Annotated in this window: 22 protein-coding genes; 15 read left to right on the top strand and 7 right to left on the bottom strand. The window is 59.2% G+C overall.

Annotated features, from left to right (window positions below; translation table 11 throughout):
- Positions 1 to 115 precede the first annotated feature (115 nt).
- A complete protein-coding gene (locus tag ACA068_RS22350; RefSeq protein WP_172825977.1) occupies positions 116 to 976 on the bottom strand; it encodes a MurR/RpiR family transcriptional regulator in 861 nt (286 codons plus the stop codon).
- Between the two features lie 242 nt (positions 977 to 1,218).
- On the opposite strand from ACA068_RS22350, the gene zwf reads away from it, so the two are divergent.
- From zwf to ACA068_RS22330, 4 genes are all read left to right on the top strand, one after another.
- Entirely contained in the window at positions 1,219 to 2,688 is a 1,470-nt protein-coding gene (gene zwf, locus ACA068_RS22345) for a glucose-6-phosphate dehydrogenase (protein WP_497304840.1), read from the top strand.
- Entirely contained in the window at positions 2,675 to 3,388 is a 714-nt protein-coding gene (pgl, locus tag ACA068_RS22340) for a 6-phosphogluconolactonase (protein ID WP_497304838.1), read from the top strand. Before zwf ends, pgl begins: the two co-directional genes overlap by 14 nt.
- 17 nt (positions 3,389 to 3,405) lie before the next feature.
- On the top strand, positions 3,406 to 4,071 hold the full coding sequence (locus ACA068_RS22335; protein WP_497304836.1) for a bifunctional 4-hydroxy-2-oxoglutarate aldolase/2-dehydro-3-deoxy-phosphogluconate aldolase: 666 nt from the start codon (positions 3,406 to 3,408) through the stop codon (positions 4,069 to 4,071).
- Between the two features lie 265 nt (positions 4,072 to 4,336).
- Positions 4,337 to 5,062 carry an intradiol ring-cleavage dioxygenase gene (locus ACA068_RS22330; RefSeq protein WP_497304834.1) on the top strand — a complete coding sequence of 242 codons (726 nt, stop codon included), beginning with the start codon at positions 4,337 to 4,339 and terminating at the stop codon, positions 5,060 to 5,062.
- 2 nt (positions 5,063 to 5,064) lie between these two features.
- On the opposite strand, the gene ACA068_RS22325 is transcribed toward ACA068_RS22330, so the two are convergent.
- Positions 5,065 to 6,246 carry an aminotransferase class V-fold PLP-dependent enzyme gene (locus ACA068_RS22325; protein ID WP_497304833.1) on the bottom strand — a complete coding sequence of 394 codons (1,182 nt, stop codon included), beginning with the start codon at positions 6,244 to 6,246 and terminating at the stop codon, positions 5,065 to 5,067.
- Between the two features lie 28 nt (positions 6,247 to 6,274).
- Positions 6,275 to 6,511 carry a DUF3820 family protein gene (locus ACA068_RS22320; protein ID WP_010457368.1) on the bottom strand — a complete coding sequence of 79 codons (237 nt, stop codon included), beginning with the start codon at positions 6,509 to 6,511 and terminating at the stop codon, positions 6,275 to 6,277.
- 204 nt (positions 6,512 to 6,715) lie between these two features.
- Here ACA068_RS22320 and ACA068_RS22315 point away from each other — a divergent pair, with 204 nt between their 5' ends.
- The 4 genes from ACA068_RS22315 (at position 6,716) to ACA068_RS22300 (ending at position 10,394) form a co-directional block, all read left to right on the top strand.
- Positions 6,716 to 7,183: a ferritin-like domain-containing protein gene (locus ACA068_RS22315; RefSeq protein ID WP_497295586.1), complete on the top strand. Its 468-nt coding sequence runs from the start codon at positions 6,716 to 6,718 to the stop codon at positions 7,181 to 7,183.
- Between the two features lie 158 nt (positions 7,184 to 7,341).
- Positions 7,342 to 9,330 (top strand): FUSC family protein, encoded by a 1,989-nt coding sequence (locus tag ACA068_RS22310; protein ID WP_497304831.1) that lies wholly within the window; start codon positions 7,342 to 7,344, stop codon positions 9,328 to 9,330.
- On the top strand, positions 9,317 to 9,523 hold the full coding sequence (locus tag ACA068_RS22305; RefSeq protein WP_497304829.1) for a DUF1656 domain-containing protein: 207 nt from the start codon (positions 9,317 to 9,319) through the stop codon (positions 9,521 to 9,523). The genes ACA068_RS22310 and ACA068_RS22305 overlap by 14 nt, the downstream gene beginning before the upstream one ends.
- Before the next feature lie 10 nt (positions 9,524 to 9,533).
- Positions 9,534 to 10,394 (top strand): efflux RND transporter periplasmic adaptor subunit, encoded by an 861-nt coding sequence (locus tag ACA068_RS22300; RefSeq protein ID WP_497304827.1) that lies wholly within the window; start codon positions 9,534 to 9,536, stop codon positions 10,392 to 10,394.
- A 113-nt stretch (positions 10,395 to 10,507) separates the two neighbouring features.
- On the opposite strand, the gene ACA068_RS22295 is transcribed toward ACA068_RS22300, so the two are convergent.
- Together ACA068_RS22295 and ACA068_RS22290 are read right to left on the bottom strand one after the other, a co-directional pair.
- Positions 10,508 to 10,978: a MaoC family dehydratase gene (locus ACA068_RS22295; protein ID WP_497304825.1), complete on the bottom strand. Its 471-nt coding sequence runs from the start codon at positions 10,976 to 10,978 to the stop codon at positions 10,508 to 10,510.
- 41 nt (positions 10,979 to 11,019) lie between these two features.
- A complete protein-coding gene (locus ACA068_RS22290; RefSeq protein WP_497304823.1) occupies positions 11,020 to 11,964 on the bottom strand; it encodes an alpha/beta hydrolase in 945 nt (314 codons plus the stop codon).
- A gap of 235 nt (positions 11,965 to 12,199) precedes the next feature.
- On the opposite strand from ACA068_RS22290, the gene fadD2 reads away from it, so the two are divergent.
- Together fadD2 and fadD1 are read left to right on the top strand one after the other, a co-directional pair.
- Entirely contained in the window at positions 12,200 to 13,888 is a 1,689-nt protein-coding gene (gene fadD2, locus ACA068_RS22285; RefSeq protein WP_497304822.1) for a long-chain-fatty-acid--CoA ligase FadD2, read from the top strand.
- A gap of 386 nt (positions 13,889 to 14,274) precedes the next feature.
- Positions 14,275 to 15,975 (top strand): long-chain-fatty-acid--CoA ligase FadD1, encoded by a 1,701-nt coding sequence (gene fadD1 / locus ACA068_RS22280; RefSeq protein WP_497304820.1) that lies wholly within the window; start codon positions 14,275 to 14,277, stop codon positions 15,973 to 15,975.
- Between the two features lie 203 nt (positions 15,976 to 16,178).
- Here fadD1 and ACA068_RS22275 read toward each other — a convergent pair whose 3' ends face one another.
- On the bottom strand, positions 16,179 to 16,556 hold the full coding sequence (locus ACA068_RS22275) for a hypothetical protein (protein ID WP_010457352.1): 378 nt from the start codon (positions 16,554 to 16,556) through the stop codon (positions 16,179 to 16,181).
- A 199-nt stretch (positions 16,557 to 16,755) separates the two neighbouring features.
- Between ACA068_RS22275 and ACA068_RS22270 the strand changes: the two genes are divergently transcribed.
- The 3 genes from ACA068_RS22270 to def all read left to right on the top strand — a co-directional run bounded on the left by ACA068_RS22270 (position 16,756) and on the right by def (position 18,611).
- Positions 16,756 to 16,947, top strand: a complete 192-nt coding sequence (locus ACA068_RS22270; protein ID WP_403108416.1) for a CsbD family protein — start codon at positions 16,756 to 16,758, stop codon at positions 16,945 to 16,947.
- A 171-nt stretch (positions 16,948 to 17,118) separates the two neighbouring features.
- Entirely contained in the window at positions 17,119 to 18,075 is a 957-nt protein-coding gene (locus ACA068_RS22265) for a YihY/virulence factor BrkB family protein (protein ID WP_497304818.1), read from the top strand.
- Complete coding sequence (def, locus tag ACA068_RS22260; protein WP_497304816.1) at positions 18,072 to 18,611, top strand: peptide deformylase; 540 nt, start codon at positions 18,072 to 18,074, stop codon at positions 18,609 to 18,611. Before ACA068_RS22265 ends, def begins: the two co-directional genes overlap by 4 nt.
- Before the next feature lie 133 nt (positions 18,612 to 18,744).
- Here def and ACA068_RS22255 read toward each other — a convergent pair whose 3' ends face one another.
- Entirely contained in the window at positions 18,745 to 19,170 is a 426-nt protein-coding gene (locus ACA068_RS22255) for a GNAT family N-acetyltransferase (RefSeq protein ID WP_497304814.1), read from the bottom strand.
- A gap of 419 nt (positions 19,171 to 19,589) precedes the next feature.
- Here ACA068_RS22255 and ACA068_RS22250 point away from each other — a divergent pair, with 419 nt between their 5' ends.
- A complete protein-coding gene (locus ACA068_RS22250; protein WP_497304812.1) occupies positions 19,590 to 20,531 on the top strand; it encodes a fatty acid desaturase in 942 nt (313 codons plus the stop codon).
- 173 nt (positions 20,532 to 20,704) lie between these two features.
- Positions 20,705 to 21,496: a phosphate/phosphite/phosphonate ABC transporter substrate-binding protein gene (locus tag ACA068_RS22245; protein WP_497304810.1), complete on the top strand. Its 792-nt coding sequence runs from the start codon at positions 20,705 to 20,707 to the stop codon at positions 21,494 to 21,496.
- Positions 21,497 to 21,628 lie beyond the last annotated feature (132 nt).

The raw sequence follows: 21,628 nt of genomic DNA, 5'->3' as shown, positions 1-21,628 counted from the left end.
TCGGTGTTGCGGCTGACGCCTTCGCGAGCAAGCCCGCTCCCACAGAGGAATGCATTTCATGTGTGGGAGCGGGCTTGTTCGCGAAGACGCAGTGCCAGTCAGCGAAAGTGTCGGGTTAATTGAACTCGTCGCCCACCGGATATCGACTCGCGTTCAGGCTCTCTTTGATCTTGCGCAAATGCGGCTGGAAATCCACGCCCCGGCGCAAGGTCATGCCGGTGGCTAGCACATCCAGCACGGTCAGCTGGATGATCCGCGACGTCATCGGCATATAGATGTCGGTGTCTTCCGGCAGCGGAATGTTCAGGCTCAAGGTGCTGGCCTTGGCCAATGGCGAACCCTCGGCCGTCAGCCCCAGCACCGAAGCCCCGTTCTCCCGGGCAATACGCGCCACTTCCACCAATTCGCGGGTGCGGCCGGTGTAGGAAATGATCACGAACAATTCGCCGGTATGCGCCACCGACGCAATCATGCGCTGCATCAGCACGTCGGCGTGGGCGGTGACCGCCAGGTTGAAGCGGAAGAATTTGTGCTGCGCATCCAGGGCTACCGGAGCCGAGGCGCCGAGGCCAAAGAAATGGATCTGCCGGGCCTGGATCAACAGGTCGACGGCGCGGCTGATAAGGTTCGGGTCCAGCGCCTGCAAGGCACTGTCCAGCGACGCGATGGCGCTGCCGAAAATCTTCTTGGTATACGCCTCCGGATTGTCATCAGCCTCGACCGCACGGCTGACATACGCCGCGCCGCTGGCCAGGCTCTGGGCCAGTTGAAGCTTGAGCTCCGGGTAGCCACTGACGCCAAACGAACGGCAGAAACGGTTGACCGTCGGCTCGCTGACTTTAGAGGCCTGGGCGAGGGCGGCGATGCTGAACCGGGTGGCCTGCTCTGGGTTGAGCAGGATCACTTCGGCGACTTTGCGTTCTGCCTTGTTCAGGTCTTCAAGGCGATTCTGGATTTGTTCCAGTAAATTTCGCACGCGGTCCATATGGTTTCCTAGGTTCGCCTACAAGAGTGCTCTGCGATGCAAGCAAGCGTGCTGCTATGCAAATTGGGACTTTGATACGGCCCCAAACGGTGGCCTATCCTACTGATGGCTCCGACCGACCACCACTCGGAATCTGTATTTTGCGAAAATGTTGTGGTTATTACTACATTTTCCCTTGAGTGATGCCTTGAAAAAAGGTATTTGTAGCTTAACTTGATAAAAGAACAAACATCATGCCTTCGATTACGGTTGAACCGTGCACCTTTGCCTTGTTCGGCGCCCTCGGCGACCTGGCCCTGCGCAAACTGTTTCCTGCCCTTTATCAACTCGATGGCGCAGGCCTGCTGCATGAGGATACGCGGATTATCGCGCTGGCCCGTGAGCCTGGCAGCGAGCAGGAACACTTGGCGTTCATCGCCACCGAACTGCGCCGTTATGTAGGTGCCAAAGAGCTGGACGAAGCTGTGGTCGAACGCTTCCTGGCCCGTTTGAGCTACCTGCATGTCGACTTCCTCAAGGCCGACGATTACGTCGCCCTGGCCGAAATGGCCGGCAGCGCCCAGCGTGTGATTGCCTACTTCGCCACGCCGGCCGCCGTTTACGGCGCGATCTGCGAGAACCTGTCGAAGGTCGGTCTGACCGAAAACACCCGCGTCGTGCTGGAAAAACCCATCGGTTCGGACCTGGAATCCTCGCGCAAGGTCAACGACGCCGTGGCGCAGTTCTTCCCGGAGAACCGCACCTACCGCATCGACCACTACCTGGGCAAAGAGACCGTCCAGAACCTGATCGCCCTGCGTTTCGCCAACAGCCTGTTCGAAACCCAGTGGAACCAGAATTACATCTCCCACGTGGAAATCACCGTGGCCGAGAAGGTCGGGATCGAAGGCCGCTGGGGTTATTTCGACAAGGCCGGTCAGCTGCGGGACATGATCCAGAATCACCTGCTGCAACTGCTTTGCCTGATCGCCATGGACCCGCCGGCCGACCTGTCCGCCGACAGCATCCGTGACGAGAAAGTCAAAGTGCTCAAGGCCCTGGCGCCGATCAGCCCGGAAGGCCTGACCACGCAGGTGGTGCGCGGCCAGTACATCGCCGGGTACAGCGAAGGTAAATCGGTCCCCGGTTACCTGGAAGAGCCCAACTCCAATACCCAGAGCGACACCGAAACCTTCGTCGCCCTGCGTGCGGATATCCGCAACTGGCGCTGGGCCGGCGTGCCGTTCTACTTGCGTACCGGCAAGCGTATGCCGCAAAAGCTGTCGCAGATCGTCATCCACTTCAAGGAACCGTCGCACTATATTTTCGCCCCCGAGCAGCGCCTGCAAATCAGCAACAAGCTGATCATCCGCTTGCAGCCGGACGAAGGCATTTCCTTGCGTGTGATGACCAAAGAACAAGGCCTGGACAAGGGCATGCAGCTGCGCAGCGGTCCGTTGCAGCTGAATTTTTCCGACACCTATCGCAGCGCACGGATTCCCGATGCCTACGAGCGGTTGTTGCTGGAAGTGATGCGCGGCAATCAGAACCTGTTTGTCCGTAAAGATGAAATCGAAGCCGCGTGGAAGTGGTGTGACCAGTTGATCGCCGGGTGGAAAAAATCCGGTGATGCGCCCAAGCCGTATGCGGCTGGGTCCTGGGGACCGATGAGCTCCATTGCTCTGATCACGCGGGATGGGAGGTCGTGGTATGGCGATATCTGAATTGAAACTGCCTCAGGGCGTCAGCGCCCATGAGTTCAAGAGCCCGGTGCTGCTGGCCGATGGTCTGGCGCTGAATGTAGCCAAGCAACTGAGTGACGCCATCGACGCTCGCGGCACCGCGACGCTGGTGGTGTCCGGTGGCCGCAGCCCGGTGGCGTTCTTCCAGAACCTGGCCAAGCAGAAACTGGACTGGTCCAAGGTGGTCGTCACCCTGGCCGACGAGCGCTGGGTGCCGGTCGAGCATGCCGACAGCAATGCCGGTCTGCTCAAGCGTTATCTGTTGCAAGGCCCGGCGGCCAAGGCTCAGTTTCTGAGCCTGTACAGCGCCACCGCGAACCTTGAACTGGCCGCCGAGCAGGCCGACCGTTTGCTCGCCGAGTTGCCGCCGATCGACGTGCTGATACTCGGCATGGGCGATGACGGTCACACCGCTTCGCTGTTCCCCAACAGCCCGAACCTGATCGATGCCTTGAAAGCCGACGGCACCCGTCGGTGCTATCCGATGCTGGCGCCAACCGTGCCGCATCAGCGCCTGACCATGAGCCGCGCGCTGCTGGCCTCGGCCAAGACCACCGTTTTATCGATTTCCGGTCAGTCCAAGCTGACCACTCTGAGTGCCGCATTGGCCGGTGACGATGTCGCCGCCATGCCGATTCGCGCGTTTCTGCAACCTACGTTAGAGATCTACTGGTGCCCATGAGCCAAGGAACAGCCGCTATGACAACCCCATCCCCGACCGTTTCCATGGCGGACAAAGTTGCCCTGATCGACAGCCTCTGCGCCAAGGCGCGGATCCTGCCGGTGATCACGATCGCTCGCGAGCAGGATATCCTGCCGCTTGCCGACGCCCTGGCTGCCGGTGGCCTGACTGCCCTGGAAGTGACGCTTCGTTCGCAGTTCGGCCTCAAGGCCATCCAGATTCTGCGTGAGCAGCGTCCGGAGTTGGTGACCGGTGCGGGTACTGTGCTGGATCGCACGATGCTTGCCGCTGCCGAAGCGGCGGGTTCGCAGTTCATCGTCACGCCGGGCATCACCCGTGACCTGCTCGAAGCCAGCGTCGACAGCCCGATCCCGCTGTTGCCAGGCATCAGCAACGCGTCCGGCATCATGGAAGGCTATGGCCTGGGTTATCGCCGCTTCAAGCTGTTCCCGGCGGAAGTCAGCGGTGGCGTCGCGGCCATCAAGGCCCTCGGCGGCCCGTTCGGTGAAGTGAAATTCTGCCCGACTGGCGGCGTCAGCCCGGCCAATATCAAGAGCTACATGGCGTTGAAAAACGTGATGTGCGTGGGCGGTAGCTGGATGCTTGATCCGGAGTGGATCAAGAACGGCGACTGGGCCCGCATTCAGGAATGCACCGCCGAGGCATTGGCGCTGCTGGACTGATCGGCTTTTACCAAACACTTCGTTGTGTGTTCTACGGCTTTACGGTGCGCTTGGTCGGTGCACCGTTTTTTTTTGCCTGATGAAATACCACTTGTAGGAGCGAGGCTTGCCCGCGAAGGCGTCAGTACAGTCAGCATTGAAGTGACTGGTCTGGCGCCTTCGCGGGCAAGCCTCGCACACAAGGGACATCAAGCGATACATAGTTACCGCCTCTCGCCGCCCATCCAGCGTTAACCTGCGTTCATCTTATGGAAGAGAGAACGTCATGGACGACAACAACTCCGTTGCACCCCCACCCCCGATTCACCTGCTGTCTCCCGAGCAAATTGCCGGCCCGTATTTCCGCAATCCGAAACTGATCCGGCGCAACATCAGCGAAAGCGCCGATGGCATTCCCCTGGTGCTGCGACTGGCGATTGTCGATGCCATGACGGGGGAGCCGGTGACCGGGGCCTTGGTCGATATCTGGCATTGCAATGCCCGTGGTGCGTATTCGGGCTGGAGCAAGGTCAACCCGGACCAGGAAGTCGATGTCGGTGACATCGGCTCGGTTCCGCGCACTGACGACGACACCTACCTGCGTGGCGGGCAATTCACCGACAAAAAGGGCGTGGTTCGGTTTACCACCATCTACCCGGGGTTCTATGCCGGCCGCACCTTGCACATCCATGTCGCCGTGCGCATCACGTCCGGCAACAATTTTCTCGAGGAGCGGCATGTTGCCTGGGTCGGTCAGCTCTACTTTCCCGAACCCGCCTCGCGTTCGGTGCTCAACGTCCGGGAGTACAGCGGCCGATCGGTCTCGCCGCTGAGCAACAATGAAGACACGTATTACCGGGATCAGGGCGGCGAGGCCTCGACATTGACGGTCCACACCCTCGGTCGAGACTCGAACGAGGATGGCTTTTTCGGGCATACGACCATCGGTATCGACACGTTCGCCGCTTCGACGCAAATCAAACCGGAGGACTTCGACAAATACACGGTATGACGTCAGCGCAACTCGCTCAGCGCACGGGCCAGCAGATCCATGTCGGCAGCGGTGGTTGTGAGCCCCGGTGTAATGCGAATGCATGGCCCGCTCGCCGCGCCGCTGCGGACCACGGTGAACAGGTTGTAGTCGCTGAGCAGCCGCTCGGCCATTGCCTGTTGATCGGTATGCCGGGTAAAGCGCATCGAGGTAATGCCGCAATACAGTCGCGGGTCATCGGGTGTCATGACCTCGATCTCCGGTAGCTCGCGAACTGCGTTGACCCAACGGTTGCGCAGGTAGTTGAGCCTTGTGCTCTTGGCAGCGGCGCCGCCCATCGCGAGATGCTCCTCGAACACCAGGGGCAGCGTCAGCAAGGCCGGGATGTTCGGCGTGCTGTAGGGCGTGCGGGCGCGAATATCGGTGACCGGGAAGTGCATCTCGCCCATGTCCGGGTCGATGTCGGCCAGGCGCTCTGGGGCAATGTAGATAAAGCCCAGCGTCAGGGGCGCGCCGATCCATTTGTGCAGATTGAAACCGGCGAAAGAAACGCCTAGCTCATCCAGGTTGAACTCAATCTGGCCGAGGGCATGCGCGCCATCGAGGATCACGTCGATGCCGTGTTCTTTGGCGGCGGCAACAATGGCCTGCACGGGCATGACCAATCCAGTGCGATGGGTGACATGGGTCAGAGCCATCAATTTGAGCTTTGGATAACGCGCGAAGGCGTCACGATAAGTGGCCAGCAAGCTGTCGAAAGTTGCGGGATGCGCGTGGTCGATTTCGATCACTTCGACGCCGTGATGCCGCGCCAGCCAACGCATCGCGCCTTTGACCGTGTCGTACTCCAGATCACAAATCAGCACCTGATCGCCCGGTTGAAGGCGATTGTAATTGCGGATCAGCGACTGCAGGCCGTCCGAAGCGTTGCGGGTGAGGGCCACGGTTTCGACTGGAACGTCGATCAGGCTGGCGAGCTGCGCCCGGATCTCAAGACTATCGATCTGTTCGAAACGCTGGCGCACATACACCGAGTTGCTTCGGTTGATCAGCTCGATGTTGCGCTGGTACTCCTCGACCACGGTGCGCGACATACGCCCGAAGTACCCGTTTTCCAGGTTGATGGGCCCGGGTTCGACAGAGTAGCGGTCGGCAAAGGTCTTCCAGAAATGTTCATCACGGGCGCGACGGGTGTTCTCGGGCATGAGCTACTCGGCTTTTTTGATTGCAATGTCAGTGGCGCGGGGCAGGTTTGCCGTGTTTGGCGCGCAGCGGTTCGAGCAGGTCCGACAGACCGTTGTGGTCGATCTCCTGCATCAGGGCCAGCAATCCGCCCAGTTCGCCATGCGGGAAACCTTCCCGGGCGAACCAGTTCAGGTATTGGCCAGGCAAGTCGGCAATGATTCGACCTTTGTATTTGCCGAAGGGCATTTCACGGGTGATCAACAGTTCGAGCTTTTCAGGGTTCATCAATCGGTCGTCTTGATTCATCAGGCTGGAAAAATACAGGCATTCTGCATGCAGGCCAATTGACAGTTCATGCAAAAAAAGCGGATACAGATTTCTTTGTTTGGCATAAGTGATTGAAATATAACGGATAAATTATCAGTTCGAAGCTGGCATGCCGGGTGCAACAGCTATTGCATCTTTCATCAACCCGCAAGGAATTGAAAAATGACCGACATGAATAAAGAAGCGATCTCTGTACTCAACGACCTGATTGAAACCAGCAAAGACGGTCAGGAAGGGTTCAAGACTTGCGCTGAAGACATCAAACACCCTGAACTCAAAACCCTGTTCGTGCAACGCTCCGCCGACTGCGCCACCGCTGCGGCCGAACTTCAGAGCGCCGTGCGTTCGATGGGTGGTGATCCGGAAACGTCCACCAGTGTCAGCGGTGACCTGCACCGTCGTTGGGTCGACGTTAAAGCGATGTTCACCGGCAAGGATGAAGAAGCCGTGCTGAACGAAGCTGAACGCGGTGAAGACCATGCGCTGAAGGCTTACAAAGAAGCCATCGAAAAAATCAACAAGCACAACCTGGTGGGCATTCGTGACCTGGTTGAACGTCAGTACCACGGCGTGCAACGCAATCACGACCAGGTAAAAGCCCTGCGTAACCAGGCTCGCGCTCGCTCTTAAGCGCTCGTAGCCTGTCAAAAACGCCAGCCAGTCTGGCGTTTTTTTGTGTCTGGGATTTAACGCTGGACGGGAGATAGATAGCTCGCTAATAATTTGTTTTTCAAGTGACTTCAGTGAACCCGACTATCGTTAAAAACGTCCTTTCAAGAGTCTTCTACGTGCCTATCACTTTGCAGGCTTTGTTTGCGCCTGACCGTCGCGCTCTACAGTTCGCAATCAAAACCTTGATCGGTGGTGGCCTGGCCCTGTGGCTGGCATTGCGCTGGGGTCTTGAGCAACCCGCCTGGGCACTGATGACGGCGTTCATCGTCGCTCAGCCATTGTCTGGAATGGTGGTGCAGAAGGGGCTGGCGCGGCTGCTGGGCACATTGGTCGGAACGATCATGTCGGTGGTGTTCATGGGGTTGTTCGCCCAGACGCCTTGGCTGTTTTTATTGGCATTGGCGTTGTGGCTCGGCCTGTGTACGGCGAGTTCGACATTGCTGCGCAGTGCCTGGTCCTATTCATTTGTGCTGGCCGGTTACACGGTGGCGATCATCGCGTTACCGGCCATTACCCATCCGCTGACGGTGTTCGACCAAGCCGTGGCGCGCTGCACGGAAATCTGTCTGGGCATCCTGTGCGCCACGGCGGCCAGCGCGTTGCTGTGGCCGATGCGCGTCGAACGACAACTGGCGGATCAGGCGCGATCCGCCTGCAACAGCGGGATGATTGCTGCGCGAGCAACGCTGGCCGGCGATGCCCAGGCACGTAAAGGTTTGCTGGAAATCCTCGGGCGGATCGTCGCGGTCGATGCCCAGCGCGAACATGCCTGGTTTGAAGGTGGCCTGGGTCGGCAACGCGCACGAGCCATCAGCGGCTTGAGCCAGAAGCTCTTGATGCTGCTACGCATCGCCCGTTCGGTGCGCCGTCAGTGGAAGCAGCTGGAACCACAAGAAGCCGAGCAACTGTTGCCGTGGATGACCGAAGTTCAGGTTGCGCTCAGCGGCGACGATACGGCGACCCTGCAAGCGTTGCGGCCGAGGTTGCTCGATGCCTCCCATGACCCGCACATCAGCTGCGCGCAGAGTTACTGCCTGGCCCGTTTCACCTTGCTGCTCGATACCGCGATGGCGGCCACTGCGGCGATGAAAGCGGTGGAGGAGGGGCGCGAAACGGTCGATCCGCCACGCACCCTGGCGCCGCACCGCGACCTGTCATTGGCGCTGGTGTTCGGCGCGCGCAGTGCCTTGGCGTTTCTGGTGGTGTCGTGCTTCTGGCTGGCGACGGCCTGGCCCGCCGCGTCGGGCGCCTTGTTGCTGACGTGCGTGGTGTGCAGCCTGTTTGCCAGTCGCGAGAACGGTGCACAGATCGGCATGAGTTTCATGCGGGGCATTTTTCTGGCGATTCCGACGGCGTTTTTCGTCGGGCAGATTCTGCTGCCGCAATGGAGCGGATTTGCCTTGCTCTGCATGGGTATGGGCGTGCCGTTGTTTTTCGGTGCGCTGGGCATGGCCAAGCCACAGATCGGCGCCACGGCCACTTCGTTCTGTCTGCATTTCATCGTGCTGGTGTCGCCGCTGAACGCGATGAAATTCGACGTCGCCACGTTCTTCAACAGTGCCCAGGCGATGGTGGTCGGTGTCGGCGCGGCGGTGCTGGCGTTTCATTTACTGATTCTGCGTAACCCGACGTGGCATGGCCGCCGCTTGCTGGCAGCGACGCTCGACGATCTGGTGCGGTTGACCCGACGTAACCTGCGGGGTGCCGAAAGCTGGTTTGGCGGACGCATGGCCGACCGCTTGCTGCAACTGGCGCGGCACTATCCCGAGTTGCCGGAGCCGGCGCGCAGTCGCTGGGATGACGGCTTGCTCGGCCTCGATATCGGCGATGAATTGTTGCATCTGCGGTTGAGCCTGGCGGTGGCGCAAGTGCCGGTCAGCGCACCTCAACGGCGTTATCTCGAGCAGCTGGAAAAAGTCCTTGAGCAGGGCCCTGCGGGCAACCGCGCCGATGCGCTGGAACAACCCAGCGAAGCTTTCTTGAAGACCTTGTACGCGTTGCCGCCCAGCGACGCGGTGAAACTGGCTCAGGGCGCCGTGCTGCAATTGCAAAGCAGTTGGCGCGCCTGGTGCCGTCAACAGGAGCAAAGCCATGGGTTTGCATGAGTGGTCGGTGGGCGGTGTGCTGCTCAGTCCGTTTCTGATTTATGTGCTGCTGGCACTGCTGGTCACCGCAGCCTTGCGCATGCTTTTGCGCCTGACACCGGTCGGCCGCTGGATCTGGCACGAAGCATTATTTGATTGCGCCTTGTACGTTTGTGTATTGACCGTGATCACCGTCGTCCTCGGACCTTTGTAAGGAGTTGAAAATGCGTACTCCAGTACGTGTCGCGGTAACCCTGTGCCTGGTGGCGGTGGCGATCTTTGCCGGCTTTCATTTGTGGCAGTACTACATGCTCACGCCCTGGACCCGGGATGCGCGGATCCGCGCCGATGTGGTGGTCATCGCCCCGGACGTCTCGGGGTGGGTGCGTGAGCTCAAGGCGTTCGATAACCAGCGGGTCAAGGCGGGCGATCTGTTGCTGAGCATCGATCGTGATCGTTTCGAAGCGGCGCTGGAGAAGGCCCAGGCGGTGGTGCAGACCCGCCAGCAACAGCTCAATCTGCGCGAACGCGAAGCCAGTCGCCGTGCCAGCCTCGGGCCGCAAGCCATCAGTGCCGAGCTGCGTGAGAACGCGCAAATCAACGCCGGCATCGCCCGTGGTGAATTGCGTGAAGCTCAGGCGGAAGCCAAGGTCGCGGAACTCAATCTGGCGCGCAGCCAGGTCCATGCGCCTCGCAGCGGTCACATCACTAACCTGCGCCTGGCCCAAGGCAATTACGTGAATGCCGGGCAACCGGTGATGGCGTTGATCGATGATTCGACCTTCTATGTACAGGCGTATTTCGAGGAAACCAAGTTGTCGCGGATTCGGGTTGGCGATCCGGTGAAGGTCTGGTTGATGAGCGCGGGCGAAGCGCTGGACGGGCATGTGGAAAGCATCAGCCGCGGGATTACCGATCGCAATACCACCCCGGACGGGCAGTTGCTGGCGGAGGTAGAGCCGACGTTCAACTGGGTGAGGCTGGCGCAGCGGATTCCGGTGCGGATCAAGATTGATAAATTGCCGGAGGGAATGAATCTGAGTTCGGGGATGACGGCGAGTGTGCAGGTGCAGGAAGGGCAGTGATACCGAGGTGTCGCCCTTCGCGAGCAAGCCCGCTCCCACATTTGACCGCATTCCCATGTTGGACACGGTCAAATGTGGGAGCGGGCTTGCTCGCGAATGGTGCAGACAACACCTTAGCCGATGCTGATCGCCGGCAGCTTCGGCAGCGTTACCGTCTGCTGCTTGCGCGGTGCAAGAATCTCGGCCTCGCCATCCACCACCAATTCATCGCGCTGGTTAAACACTTGAGTGGCAATCCGAACACGAAATTTCGGCAGTTTCTCGAGAATTTCCAGGCGCACGGTCAGGGTGTCGCCAATCTTCACCGGCTTCTGAAAACTCATCTGCTGACTGATATAAATAGTCCCCGGCCCAGGCAACTCGCAAGCCACGGCAGCGCTGATCAGCGCACCGCTGAACATGCCGTGAGCGATGCGCTCCTTGAACATGGTGCCGGCGGCGAATTCGGCGTCCAGGTGCACCGGGTTGTGATCACCCGACATCGCGGCGAACAACTGAATGTCGCGCTCTTCGACGGTCTTGCTGTAGCTGGCGGTCTGGCCTACTTCGAGGGCTTCGTAAGGGGTGTTGGTAACCTGGGTCATCTGTTTCAATTCCTGTGACAAATAAAAAATCCACAAAAAAACTATTCCGATCTGGGTGGCCGGCGGTGGCTCAGCGCCTGGGCGATCCAGTTCAACACGTCATTGATCACTTCATCGCGGTTGCTCTCGTTGAACAGTTCGTGCCTTGCCTGCGGGTAAATAGTCAGTTGCAGGTTCTGGCTCCCGGCCGCGCGCAGCGCATCGACCAGACTTTTCAGACGTTTGCCTTCGCTCACCGGATCACATTCACCGCCAATCACCAGCAACGGCAGGCCCGGATCAATCTGAGCGAGATTGGACGCTTTGCTGATTTGCTGCAACCCACCGAGCAAATCGATCCACAGCTGATTGGTGCAACGAAAGCCGCAGAGCGGGTCGTTGGCGTACAGATCGACTTCCGCCGGATCGCGGCTGAGCCAGTCGAAACGCGTGCGTACCGGTTTGAATTTTTTGTTGAACGAGCCAAACGACAGCCACTCGATCAGCGCGCTGCGGCCTTTGGGACCCTGGCGCGCTTTTTCGACACGGGCAATCTGACGTGCCGCGCGATAGAGCGCGATGGGCTGGAAGTTCGAACCGCTGAGCACCGCACCGTGCAGGCTGGCGCTGTGATGCAGCAGGTAGGCCTGGGCGATGTAGCTGCCCATGCTGTGGCCGAGCAACACGATCGGCACGCCGGGATGTTGCTGGCCGATGTGTTGGTTGAGGCTGGCCAGGTCGCCGACCACTTTGCACCAGCCATCGTCGTCGGCGAAATGGCCGAGTGTCCCGTTTTCGGCAGTTTTGCCATGTCCACGCAGGTCTGGCGCGTAAACGCCGTAACCCTGCGCGCAGAGTTTTTCCGCCAGGCGGGCGTAGCGACCACTGTGTTCGGCCATGCCATGGGCCAGCAGGATCACGGCTTTCAAAGGCGGATCGGGCAGCCACTGGTTGACGTAGAGGCGGCTGCGGTCACTCGCGGTCAGCCAGAAAGTGTCGTGGATCATGGCGATTCCTTTGCATGGGGCTGCCGTGTGGGAAAACAGCTTCGATGCATTGTATAGCGCATCCTGCGCTTGCCGTCTGATCAGGCCACGCCGCTGCAGCAAGATTCACGCGGTCAATGACGGCCATTGGCATATTTGCCTGATTCGCCATAACTGCTAGTGTCCGTGAAGCCCCGCTTTTCAGAAGTGACAGAAAAGCGGCCCCGGATAGGCTCAGGTAAAGAGGACAAGAACAATGCAACCTGATTTCTGGAATGACAAACGCCCGGCCGGCGTGCCCCTGGATATTGACCTTGGGGCCTATAAGTCGGTGCTTGAGGTGTTCGAGCGTTCCTGCAAGAAATTCGCTGATCGCCCCGCCTTCAGCAACATGGGCGTGACCCTGACCTACGCCGAACTGGAACGCTACAGCCTGGCGTTCGCCGGCTATTTGCAAGCTCACACCGATCTGGTGCCGGGGGATCGCATTGCGGTGCAGATGCCCAACGTCCTGCATTACCCGATTGCCGTGTTCGGTGCCTTGCGCGCCGGGCTGATTGTGGTCAACACCAACCCGCTGTACACCGCGCGGGAGATGCGTCATCAGTTCAAGGATTCCGGTGCCCGGGCGCTGGTGTACCTGAACATGTTCGGGCAGAAGGTCCAGGAAGTCCTGCCCGACACCGATATCCAGTACCTGATCGAAGCGAAAATGGGCGACATGATGCCCGGCGCCAAGGGCTGGCTGGTCAATACTATGGTCAGCAAGGTCAAGAAGATGGTCCCGGCGTATGCCTTGCCGCAGGCGATTTCCTTCAAAAGCGCGCTGCGTCTGGGCCGGGGACTGGGTATCAAGCCGCTGAACGTCAGCCTCGACGACATCGCGGTGCTGCAATACACCGGCGGCACCACCGGCCTGGCCAAGGGCGCGATGCTGACACACGGCAACCTGGTGGCGAACATGCAACAGGCGCGGGCCTGCCTCGGGCAGTTCGGCAGTGACGGTCAGCCGTTGTTGCGCGAAGGTCAGGAAGTGATGATCGCGCCGCTGCCGCTGTACCACATCTATGCCTTCACAGCGAACTGCATGTGCATGATGGTGACCGGCAACCACAACGTGCTGATCACCAATCCGCGCGACATCGGCGGCTTCATCAAGGAGCTGAAGAAATGGCGGTTCTCGGCGCTGTTGGGGCTCAATACGCTGTTCGTTGCGCTAATGGACCACCCGGACTTCAAGACCCTGGATTTCTCCAGCCTCAAACTCACCAACTCCGGCGGCACTGCGCTGGTCAAGGCCACCGCCGAGCGCTGGGAGCAGCTCACCGGTTGCCGCATCACCGAGGGCTATGGCCTGACCGAAACCTCACCGGTGGCCTGCACTAACCCCTACGGCGACAAATCGCGGATCGGCACGGTCGGCCTGCCGGTGCCGGGTACCACGCTGAAAGTGATCAACGATGAAGGCGTCGAGCAGCCGCTGGGCGAGCGTGGCGAACTGTGCATCAAGGGCCCGCAGATCATGAAGGGCTACTGGCAGAAACCGGAAGCCACCGCCGAGGTGCTGGATGCCGAAGGCTGGTTCAAGTCCGGTGATATCGCGGTGATCGACCCGGACGGTTTTGTGCGCATCGTCGATCGCAAGAAAGACATGATCATCGTCTCGGGTTTCAACGTGTACCCGAACGAGATCGAAGACATCGTGATGGCTCACCCGAAAGTCGCCAACTGCGCGGTGATCGGTGTGCCGGACGAGCGTTCGGGGGAGGCGGTGAAGCTGTTTGTGGTGGCCCGTGAATCGGGGGTCAGCCTTGAAGAACTGAAGGCGTACTGCAAGGAAAACTTCACGGCGTACAAAGTGCCCAAGCACATTGTGTTGCGTGAGTCGTTGCCGATGACGCCGGTGGGCAAGATCCTGCGGCGGGAGTTGCGGGATATCGCGTAGTCGGTGAATGGCCGCGCTTCGCGCGGATCGCGGGCAAGCCACGCTCCTACAGGTTTTGTGCCGTTCACCGATACTGTGAACACCATCGAACCCGTAGGAGCGAGGCTTGCCCGCGAAGCTTTTAAAGATCTGAAGCCCCCGGTTTCACGGGCTTTCGGGGCTTATATAGAATTTTTGCTCTAAAATGACTGCTAGCAATTCATGAGTCACAATTGTGACCATAGAGGCCGCTTTTGGCTCTGGTCGACCCTTGGCAAAGCTGCTACTCTCGGCGCGCTTTGTGACGTCTCGGGCTTATAAAAGCGCAAGATTCACCGACAAACACACACCAATAATAATCGCATCAAATGCGGTGCAGAATTCGCGTTGCTGAGGAGTGGGCTTCCATGAACGAAGACTTTTGGAAGGATAAGTACCCTGCCGGGATTGCTGCCGAGATCAATCCAGACGAGTATCCGAATATTCAGGCAGTGTTGAAACGTTCCTGCCAGCGCTTCGCCGACAAACCGGCATTCAGCAACTTGGGCAAGACAATCACCTACGGTGAACTGTACGAATTGTCCGGTGCCTTTGCCGCTTACCTGCAACAGCATACCGACTTGCAGCCGGGCGATCGAATCGCCGTGCAACTGCCCAACGTGTTGCAGTACCCGGTCGCCGTATTCGGTGCCATTCGCGCCGGGCTGATCGTGGTCAACACCAACCCGCTGTACACCGCGCGGGAAATGGAACATCAATTCAACGATTCCGGTGCCAAAGCGCTGGTCTGCCTGGCCAACATGGCGCATCTGGCGGAAATCGTCGTGCCGAAAACCGGCGTCAAGCACGTGATCGTCACCGAAGTGGCCGACCTGCTGCCACCGCTCAAGCGCCTGCTGGTCAACAGCGTCATCAAGTACGTGAAGAAGATGGTCCCGGCGTATCACTTGCCCAACGCGATCAAGTTCAACGACGTGCTGAGCAAGGGCCACGGCCAGCCAGTGGCGGAAGCCAACCCGGTCAGCAGCGACGTTGCCGTCCTGCAATACACTGGCGGCACCACCGGCGTGGCCAAGGGCGCGATGCTGACCCATCGCAACCTTGTCGCGAACATGCTGCAGTGCAAGGCGCTGATGGGTTCCAACCTCAACGAAGGCTGCGAGATCCTGATCACACCGCTGCCGCTGTACCACATCTATGCGTTCACCTTTCATTGCATGGCGATGATGCTGATCGGCAACCACAACATCCTGATCAGCAACCCGCGCGATTTGACGGCGATGGTCAAGGAACTGTCGAAGTGGAAGTTCAGCGGGTTCGTCGGCCTCAACACCCTGTTCGTGGCGCTGTGCAACAACGAAGCGTTCCGAAAGCTGGACTTCTCGGCGCTGAAAGTCACCCTGTCCGGCGGCATGGCCCTGCAACTGGCTGCCGCCGAGCGCTGGAAAGCGGTCACCGGTTGCGCCATCTGTGAAGGTTACGGCATGACCGAAACCAGCCCGGTAGCCACCGTGAACCCGATTCAGCACATTCAGATCGGCACCATCGGTATTCCGGTTCCGTCCACCGTGTGCAAAATCATCGACGATGCAGGCGTTGAACAGCCGCTGGGCGAAATCGGCGAACTGTGTGTGAAAGGTCCGCAAGTGATGAAGGGCTACTGGCAGCGTCAGGACGCCACCGATGAAATGCTCGACAGCGAAGGCTGGTTGAAAACCGGTGACATCGCGCTGATCCAGCCGGACGGCTACATGCGCATTGTCGATCGCAAGAAAGACATGATCCTGGTGTCCGGTTTCAACGTGTACCCGAACGAACTGGAAGATGTGCTGGCGACCCTGCCGGGCGTGCTGCAATGCGCGGCCATCGGCGTGCCGGACGAGAAGTCGGGCGAGGCGATCAAGATCTTCATCGTGGCCAAGCCGGGCGTGACGTTGACCAAGGAGCAGGTGATGGAGCACATGCGTGCGAACGTGACCGGCTACAAAGTCCCGCGCTCCGTGGAATTCCGCGATGCGCTGCCGACCACCAACGTCGGCAAGATCCTGCGCCGCGAATTGCGCGACGAAGAGCTGAAGAAGCTCAACGCCAAGAAAGTCGGCGCGTAACAAACAAGAAGCCCCGCAGATGCGGGGCTTTTTTTATAGCGCTATCAGGACCGCTTTTGTGGCGAGGGAGCTTGCTCCCGCTCGACTGCGAAGCAGTCGCAAACCCGGCGTATGCGGTGCATCTGACGAAACGGGGTTGCAGGTTTCAGGGTTGCTTCGCAGCCCAGCGGGAGCAAGCTCCCTCGCCTCAGGGGATGTGTTATTTACAGGCGAAACGGCGCGAAATTGACGTTGGTGCCCGCCGGGCGCATGTCCTGCAGGTATGAGTCCTTGTCCGCACTCAGTTCCAGGCTCAAGGCGGCTTTGCGCTTGCCTTCGTTGCGCACCACCAGGCCTTCAAGCTTCTCGCGCAGGAACACCGTCGGCACTTTCAGGTGCAGCAGTTCGTCGGTTTCCGGCGTGTGCATCAGCAGGTGAACCCATTCGTACTGACCAATGGCCAGGCGCGCCACCGGGATATCGAACCACCAGATGTTGCGGTTGCGGTTCAGTTCGGTGAAATGGCAGTTGTTGACGCCAAGCACAGCACCGCCGAGTTCCTGGTTTCTGCGGGCAATGGCCTGCTTTTTATCGAGTTTCATAACATTCCTACGGGATTGGATCTTCAGCGCCATGGCCTGAATACGTTGCGCATTCTCGGGGGTTGGTCGGCAAACATAAAGCCCAACCTGCACTGAACGATGAAATGTGTGGCTGAAAATAAATGAAACTCCGCGCAAACGCCTCCGGTCAACCTTGTGTAACGACTTTTCTCGTTCAATTGTTCACAGGAGAAACACCATGAGCAGCACTGGCGATAAAGTAAAAGGCATGGCCAACGAAGCCGTCGGCAACGTCAAGCAAGGTGTCGGCAAGGCAACTGACAACACCAAGCTGCAAACTGAAGGTAAGGTCCAGGAAAGGAAAGGCGAGGCCCAGCAAGCGGTCGGTAAAGCCAAGGACGCAATCAAGAAAGGCGTCGACAAGGCGTGATTCGGCCTTTGCTGAGCAACAGGAACGGCCATCCACGGATGGCCGTTTTTGTGTCAGCCTGAACTTGCGCACGGAAATTGTTTCAAAGTCGCCAAGTAGGCTACTTTGATGTAGAAAACGGTCCTTGAGTCGCCTCGACTTCAACCCTTTTTGCGGCGAAAGGAGACGCTAATGTTTTTCCCACACATGAAAGGCCTGCGCCTGCACCGTGTCATGGTGCGCACGGTCACCGAGTTCGTTGACGACGAGATGTCGACCTATGCCTCGGCGTTGGCCTATCAGATGCTGTTCTCGCTATTTCCCTTCATTCTGTTCCTGATCGCCCTGATCGGTTTCCTGCACCTTCCTGACTTCTTCTCCTGGCTGCGCCTGCAATCGGAACTGGTCCTGCCGCCTCAGGCGCTGGAGCAGGTGAACCCGGTCATCGACCAGCTCCAGCAATCCAAAGGTGGGTTGCTGTCGGTCGGTATCGTGATTGCGCTGTGGACCGCGTCTGCCGGTGTGCGGCTGATGATGAGCGCGATGAACGCCGCCTACGACGTGGTCGAAGGCCGGCCGGCGTGGAAGCGTTTCCCGCTGTCGATTTTCTACACCATCGGCATCGCCGGCATGCTGCTGCTGGCCGCCGCGTTGATGGTGCTCGGGCCGCAGGTGATGGGCTGGATCGCCTCGCAAGTCGGCCTTGAAGAATTCATCGTGACCCTCTGGACCATCGTGCGCTGGCCGGTGGTCGTGATTCTGTTGATGATGGCGGTGGCGTTGATTTATTACGTCATGCCCGACGTCAAACAAGAGTTTCGCTTCATTACCCCGGGCTCGGTGCTGGCGGTGGTAGTGTGGATCATCGCGTCGCTGGGTTTTGGTCTGTACGTCAAGGAGTTCGCCAACTACAACGCCATGTATGGCAGTATCGGCGCGATCATCGTGCTGTTGCTCTACTTCTATATTTCCGCCGCAGTGCTGTTGCTCGGCGCGGAGATGAATGCCGTGATCGAACACATGTCGACCGAAGGCAAGGACCCTGGCGAAAAAGTCCCCGGTGAACTCGACCACGAACCCAAACACCACGTTTCTGGACTGGGTCGAGATCACTCGATCAAGCCGCACACTGACGAAGCCATCAAATGATCCGTGAAATTCTGAAAATGGGCGATGAGCGCCTGCTGCGTATTGCTCCGCCGGTGCCGGCCGAGATGTTCGACAGCCCTGAGTTGTGGCTGCTGATCGACGACATGTTCCAGACCATGGAAAGCGTCGGCGGCGTTGGCCTGGCTGCGCCGCAGATCGGAGTCGATCTGCAACTGGTGATCTTTGGGTTCGAGCACAGCGAACGGTACCCGGACGCAGAAGCGGTGCCGCAGACCATTCTGATCAACCCGCTGATCACGCCGTTGAGCCCGCTGATGGAAGAGGGCTTTGAAGGTTGCCTGTCAGTGCCTGGCCTGCGCGGCGCGGTGGATCGTTATCAGCAGATTCGCTACGAAGGGTTCGATCCCAAGGGCCAGCCGATTGTGCGGATCGCCGAGGGATTCCATGCGCGGGTGGTGCAGCATGAATGTGATCACCTGATCGGCCGGTTGTACCCGTCGCGGATTACCGACTTCAGTAAATTCGGGTTCACCGAAGTGATGTTCCCGGACCTCGATCCTAACGCAGACGACTGAAACCACCACAAATCAAATGTGGGAGCGGCGGTGCGACGATTCGACTTGCTCGCGAATGCAGAGTGTCAGTCGACATCAATATTGACTGACATGGCCCCTTCGCGAGCAAGCCCGCTCCCACAGGTGATCTCCATCAGTCTGACGTCGGTTGTTTGGCCAGGCCCATGGCAATCATCGGTTTGCTGCGCGCGTAACGGCTCAAGCGTTCGACCATCGCATAGGGCAGGGCTGGGTCGAAGGTAAATCCACGACGCTCATAAAAGCCGCGCAGGTCCGGATGACAAAATAACCACACCGGACCTTCGACCTCCTTCACCGCCTCAGCGATCAAGGCGCCGGCGATCCCTTGTTCGCGACAAGCCGGATCGACGAACAAACCCGTCAACCAATGCCCGCCTGCCACCGGCCGTAAACACAGCGCGCCAATGATCTCCTCGCGTCTGGCGACCCACAGCTGAGCGTCGCGAACCGCTTTCATCGACGATTGGTGGGCGCGATAAAACTTGTTCATCAATGGCCATAATGGCTCGGCGAGCAGGGAGTACTGGGTGTCGGGCATGGGTTTGATCTGTCAGTGCGCAAAGCGGGCGATTATAAAAGAACGCGTGGCGGGGGATAGGTGTATACCTGATCTCACATCCCGTATGAGTGGAGTACGTATCATGGCCAAAGGCATGGATTCAAAAAAAGCGGCAAAGAAGAAACCGGCGAAAACCGCCGATGAAAAGCGCGCAGACAAGAAGGCCAAGAAGGTGGATGTGTTCGGTCATTGAGGTCCAGTCACCTTCCGTTCCCCCTGTAGGAGCTGTCGAGTGAAACGAGGCTGCGATCTTTTGATCTTCCGTATCAAGATCAAACGATCGCAGCCTCGTTTCACTCGACAGCTGCTACAGGTGATTGTCGAAACAAAAAAATAATCTGCAAGATTTCCCTGCGCCATTGCACAGAGGGGGACTGGTCCCCGATCTGAGCAACGCCATGCCCCATTACTTCGATGCCGCCCACCGAGAAGAAATCGAAACCCTGCGCCAACGCCTCACCGCTCGCACCGAATGGCCGACCTGGCTGTTGCTGGTCGGCGTGTATGTCGGTTGGTTCAGCATTGTCCTGACCAGTGATCGGTTGGGGCTGTGGTGGAGCACATTGTTGCTGATTCCGCTGGTGGTGCTCTGGTTGTCGGTGCAGCACGAATTGCTTCACGGGCATCCGACCCGTTGGACTTTGCTGAACAAACTCCTCGGCTACGCACCATTCGCCGTCTGGTATCCCTACACCCTGTATCGTGACAGCCATTTGCTGCATCACCGCGACGAAGACCTGACCCTGCCCGGCCACGACCCGGAAAGCCGTTACCTGACGGCCGAGCAGTGGCAGGGCAGTTCGCTCTTCGAACAAAGCCTGCACTGGCTGAACAAAACCGTGCTCGGGCGCTTCATGCTCGGCGCGCCGCTGGCGTTGCTGGCGCTGGCGAAGGAAGAATTTCAGCGGCTGATCCACGGTGAGCGACAGGCGTGGCTGATGTGGCTGACCCACGGCGCGCTGACCTTGCTGATGCTGGTGTTCATTGCGCGCTACAGTGTGTTGCCGGTCTGGCATTACCTGTTGCTGATCAGCGTGCCGGCGCTTTCGACAGCGATGATTCGCTCCTACTATGAACACCGTCCGCACCCCCAGCCCGAGCAACGCACCGTGCTCAACGAGGCGGCCTGGCCGTGGCGCTGGCTGTTCCTGAACCTCAATTTTCACCTGGTGCATCACGACTTGCCGGGCCTGCCCTGGTACGACTTGCCACGCGCCTACTACGCGCGCCGCGAACAATGGGTGGCGCGTAGCGGCTGGTTTCTGGTGCAGGGGTATGGGCAGTTGTGGCGGGAGAATGGAGTGAAAGCCATCGATAGCCCGCGGCATCCATTCCATTGATTTTTCATGATCGACACCTGACCCCTGTGGGAGCTGTGGCGAGGGGATTTATCCCCGCTGGACTGCGAAGCGGGCCCAAGATTTTGGGGCGGCTGCGCCACCCAGCGGGGATAAATCCCCTCGCCACAAGGGCTCGCTCCCACAAGGGCGTTTCGTAGCCGGGGAGATTTTTGATGACTGAACACATCGCCGAGCTCCTGATGTACGTCGCCCCCGAGCCGATCCGCGCGGCGAACGAGCGTTGGCTCTCGCGCATCCTCGAACACCTGGGGCACGCCCGCATGAGTGCCGAAGGTCTGTCGCTGCCCGAACTCTGGTTATCGCCGGATCTGCTGCTGACCCAAACCTGCGGCTACCCGCTGATGACCGCATTGCGCGGCAAAGTCCGGGTCATCGGTCGGCCCCGTTATGAACTCCCCGACAGCAACGGTGGCAACCATTGCAGCCTGCTGCTGAGCCGCGCCGATGATCCACGGCTGACCTTGCCTGAGTTGCGCGGCAGTCGCGGGGTGATCAATGGCGAAGACTCCAACAGCGGCATGAACCTCTTGCGGCACAGCCTGGCGCCGCTGCATCGCGACGGGCAATTTTTTTCCAGTGTCGCCATCAGCGGCAGCCACCGCGAAAGCCTGCGCTGGCTGCGCGAAGAGGGTGCAGACCTGGCGGCCATCGACAGTGTGACCTTCGCCTATCTGGCGCGGCATGCCGACAAAGAAGTCGCCGGTCTACGCGTCGTCGCTCGAAGCGCGTTCAGTCCGACCTTGCCGTACATCACGGCCGCGACGCTGACCGATGAACAGGTTGAAGCGTTTCGGCAGGTGATCAACACCTCATTGAATGAGTTGCCCGATGTCGCGCAAATCCTCGGCCTGGAAGAAGTGCTGCCCGCCACCGAGACCGACTATCAAGTGATTCTCGACTATGAGCAGGAGGCTGAAGCGTTGGGATATGGGCGGTTGCGGTAGGGGCGTGGAAGAACGCAGCCTCGTTTCACTCGACAGCTGCTACAGATGGACACCAATCTCCTGTAGCAGCTGTCGAGTGAAACGAGGCTGCGTTCTTTTAACTGATTAATGCATTAATAGAATATAAAAATG

Source organism: Pseudomonas sp. LBUM1660, assembly GCF_059695935.1.
The sequence above is the reverse complement of the archived record's forward strand: the minus strand, read 5'-3'. Positions and strand labels throughout refer to the sequence as shown.

Coding starts and splice junctions, on each gene's coding strand:
- zwf (WP_497304840.1), top strand. CDS start 1,219: ATGCCTTCGATTACGGTTGAACCGTGCACCTTTGCCTTGTTCGGCGCC.
- pgl (WP_497304838.1), top strand. CDS start 2,675: ATGGCGATATCTGAATTGAAACTGCCTCAGGGCGTCAGCGCCCATGAG.
- ACA068_RS22335 (WP_497304836.1), top strand. CDS start 3,406: ATGACAACCCCATCCCCGACCGTTTCCATGGCGGACAAAGTTGCCCTG.
- ACA068_RS22330 (WP_497304834.1), top strand. CDS start 4,337: ATGGACGACAACAACTCCGTTGCACCCCCACCCCCGATTCACCTGCTG.
- ACA068_RS22325 (WP_497304833.1), bottom strand. CDS start 6,246: ATGCCCGAGAACACCCGTCGCGCCCGTGATGAACATTTCTGGAAGACC.
- ACA068_RS22320 (WP_010457368.1), bottom strand. CDS start 6,511: ATGAACCCTGAAAAGCTCGAACTGTTGATCACCCGTGAAATGCCCTTC.
- ACA068_RS22315 (WP_497295586.1), top strand. CDS start 6,716: ATGACCGACATGAATAAAGAAGCGATCTCTGTACTCAACGACCTGATT.
- ACA068_RS22305 (WP_497304829.1), top strand. CDS start 9,317: ATGGGTTTGCATGAGTGGTCGGTGGGCGGTGTGCTGCTCAGTCCGTTT.
- ACA068_RS22300 (WP_497304827.1), top strand. CDS start 9,534: ATGCGTACTCCAGTACGTGTCGCGGTAACCCTGTGCCTGGTGGCGGTG.
- ACA068_RS22295 (WP_497304825.1), bottom strand. CDS start 10,978: ATGACCCAGGTTACCAACACCCCTTACGAAGCCCTCGAAGTAGGCCAG.
- ACA068_RS22290 (WP_497304823.1), bottom strand. CDS start 11,964: ATGATCCACGACACTTTCTGGCTGACCGCGAGTGACCGCAGCCGCCTC.
- fadD2 (WP_497304822.1), top strand. CDS start 12,200: ATGCAACCTGATTTCTGGAATGACAAACGCCCGGCCGGCGTGCCCCTG.
- fadD1 (WP_497304820.1), top strand. CDS start 14,275: ATGAACGAAGACTTTTGGAAGGATAAGTACCCTGCCGGGATTGCTGCC.
- ACA068_RS22275 (WP_010457352.1), bottom strand. CDS start 16,556: ATGAAACTCGATAAAAAGCAGGCCATTGCCCGCAGAAACCAGGAACTC.
- ACA068_RS22270 (WP_403108416.1), top strand. CDS start 16,756: ATGAGCAGCACTGGCGATAAAGTAAAAGGCATGGCCAACGAAGCCGTC.
- ACA068_RS22265 (WP_497304818.1), top strand. CDS start 17,119: ATGTTTTTCCCACACATGAAAGGCCTGCGCCTGCACCGTGTCATGGTG.
- def (WP_497304816.1), top strand. CDS start 18,072: ATGATCCGTGAAATTCTGAAAATGGGCGATGAGCGCCTGCTGCGTATT.
- ACA068_RS22255 (WP_497304814.1), bottom strand. CDS start 19,170: ATGCCCGACACCCAGTACTCCCTGCTCGCCGAGCCATTATGGCCATTG.
- ACA068_RS22250 (WP_497304812.1), top strand. CDS start 19,590: ATGCCCCATTACTTCGATGCCGCCCACCGAGAAGAAATCGAAACCCTG.
- ACA068_RS22245 (WP_497304810.1), top strand. CDS start 20,705: ATGACTGAACACATCGCCGAGCTCCTGATGTACGTCGCCCCCGAGCCG.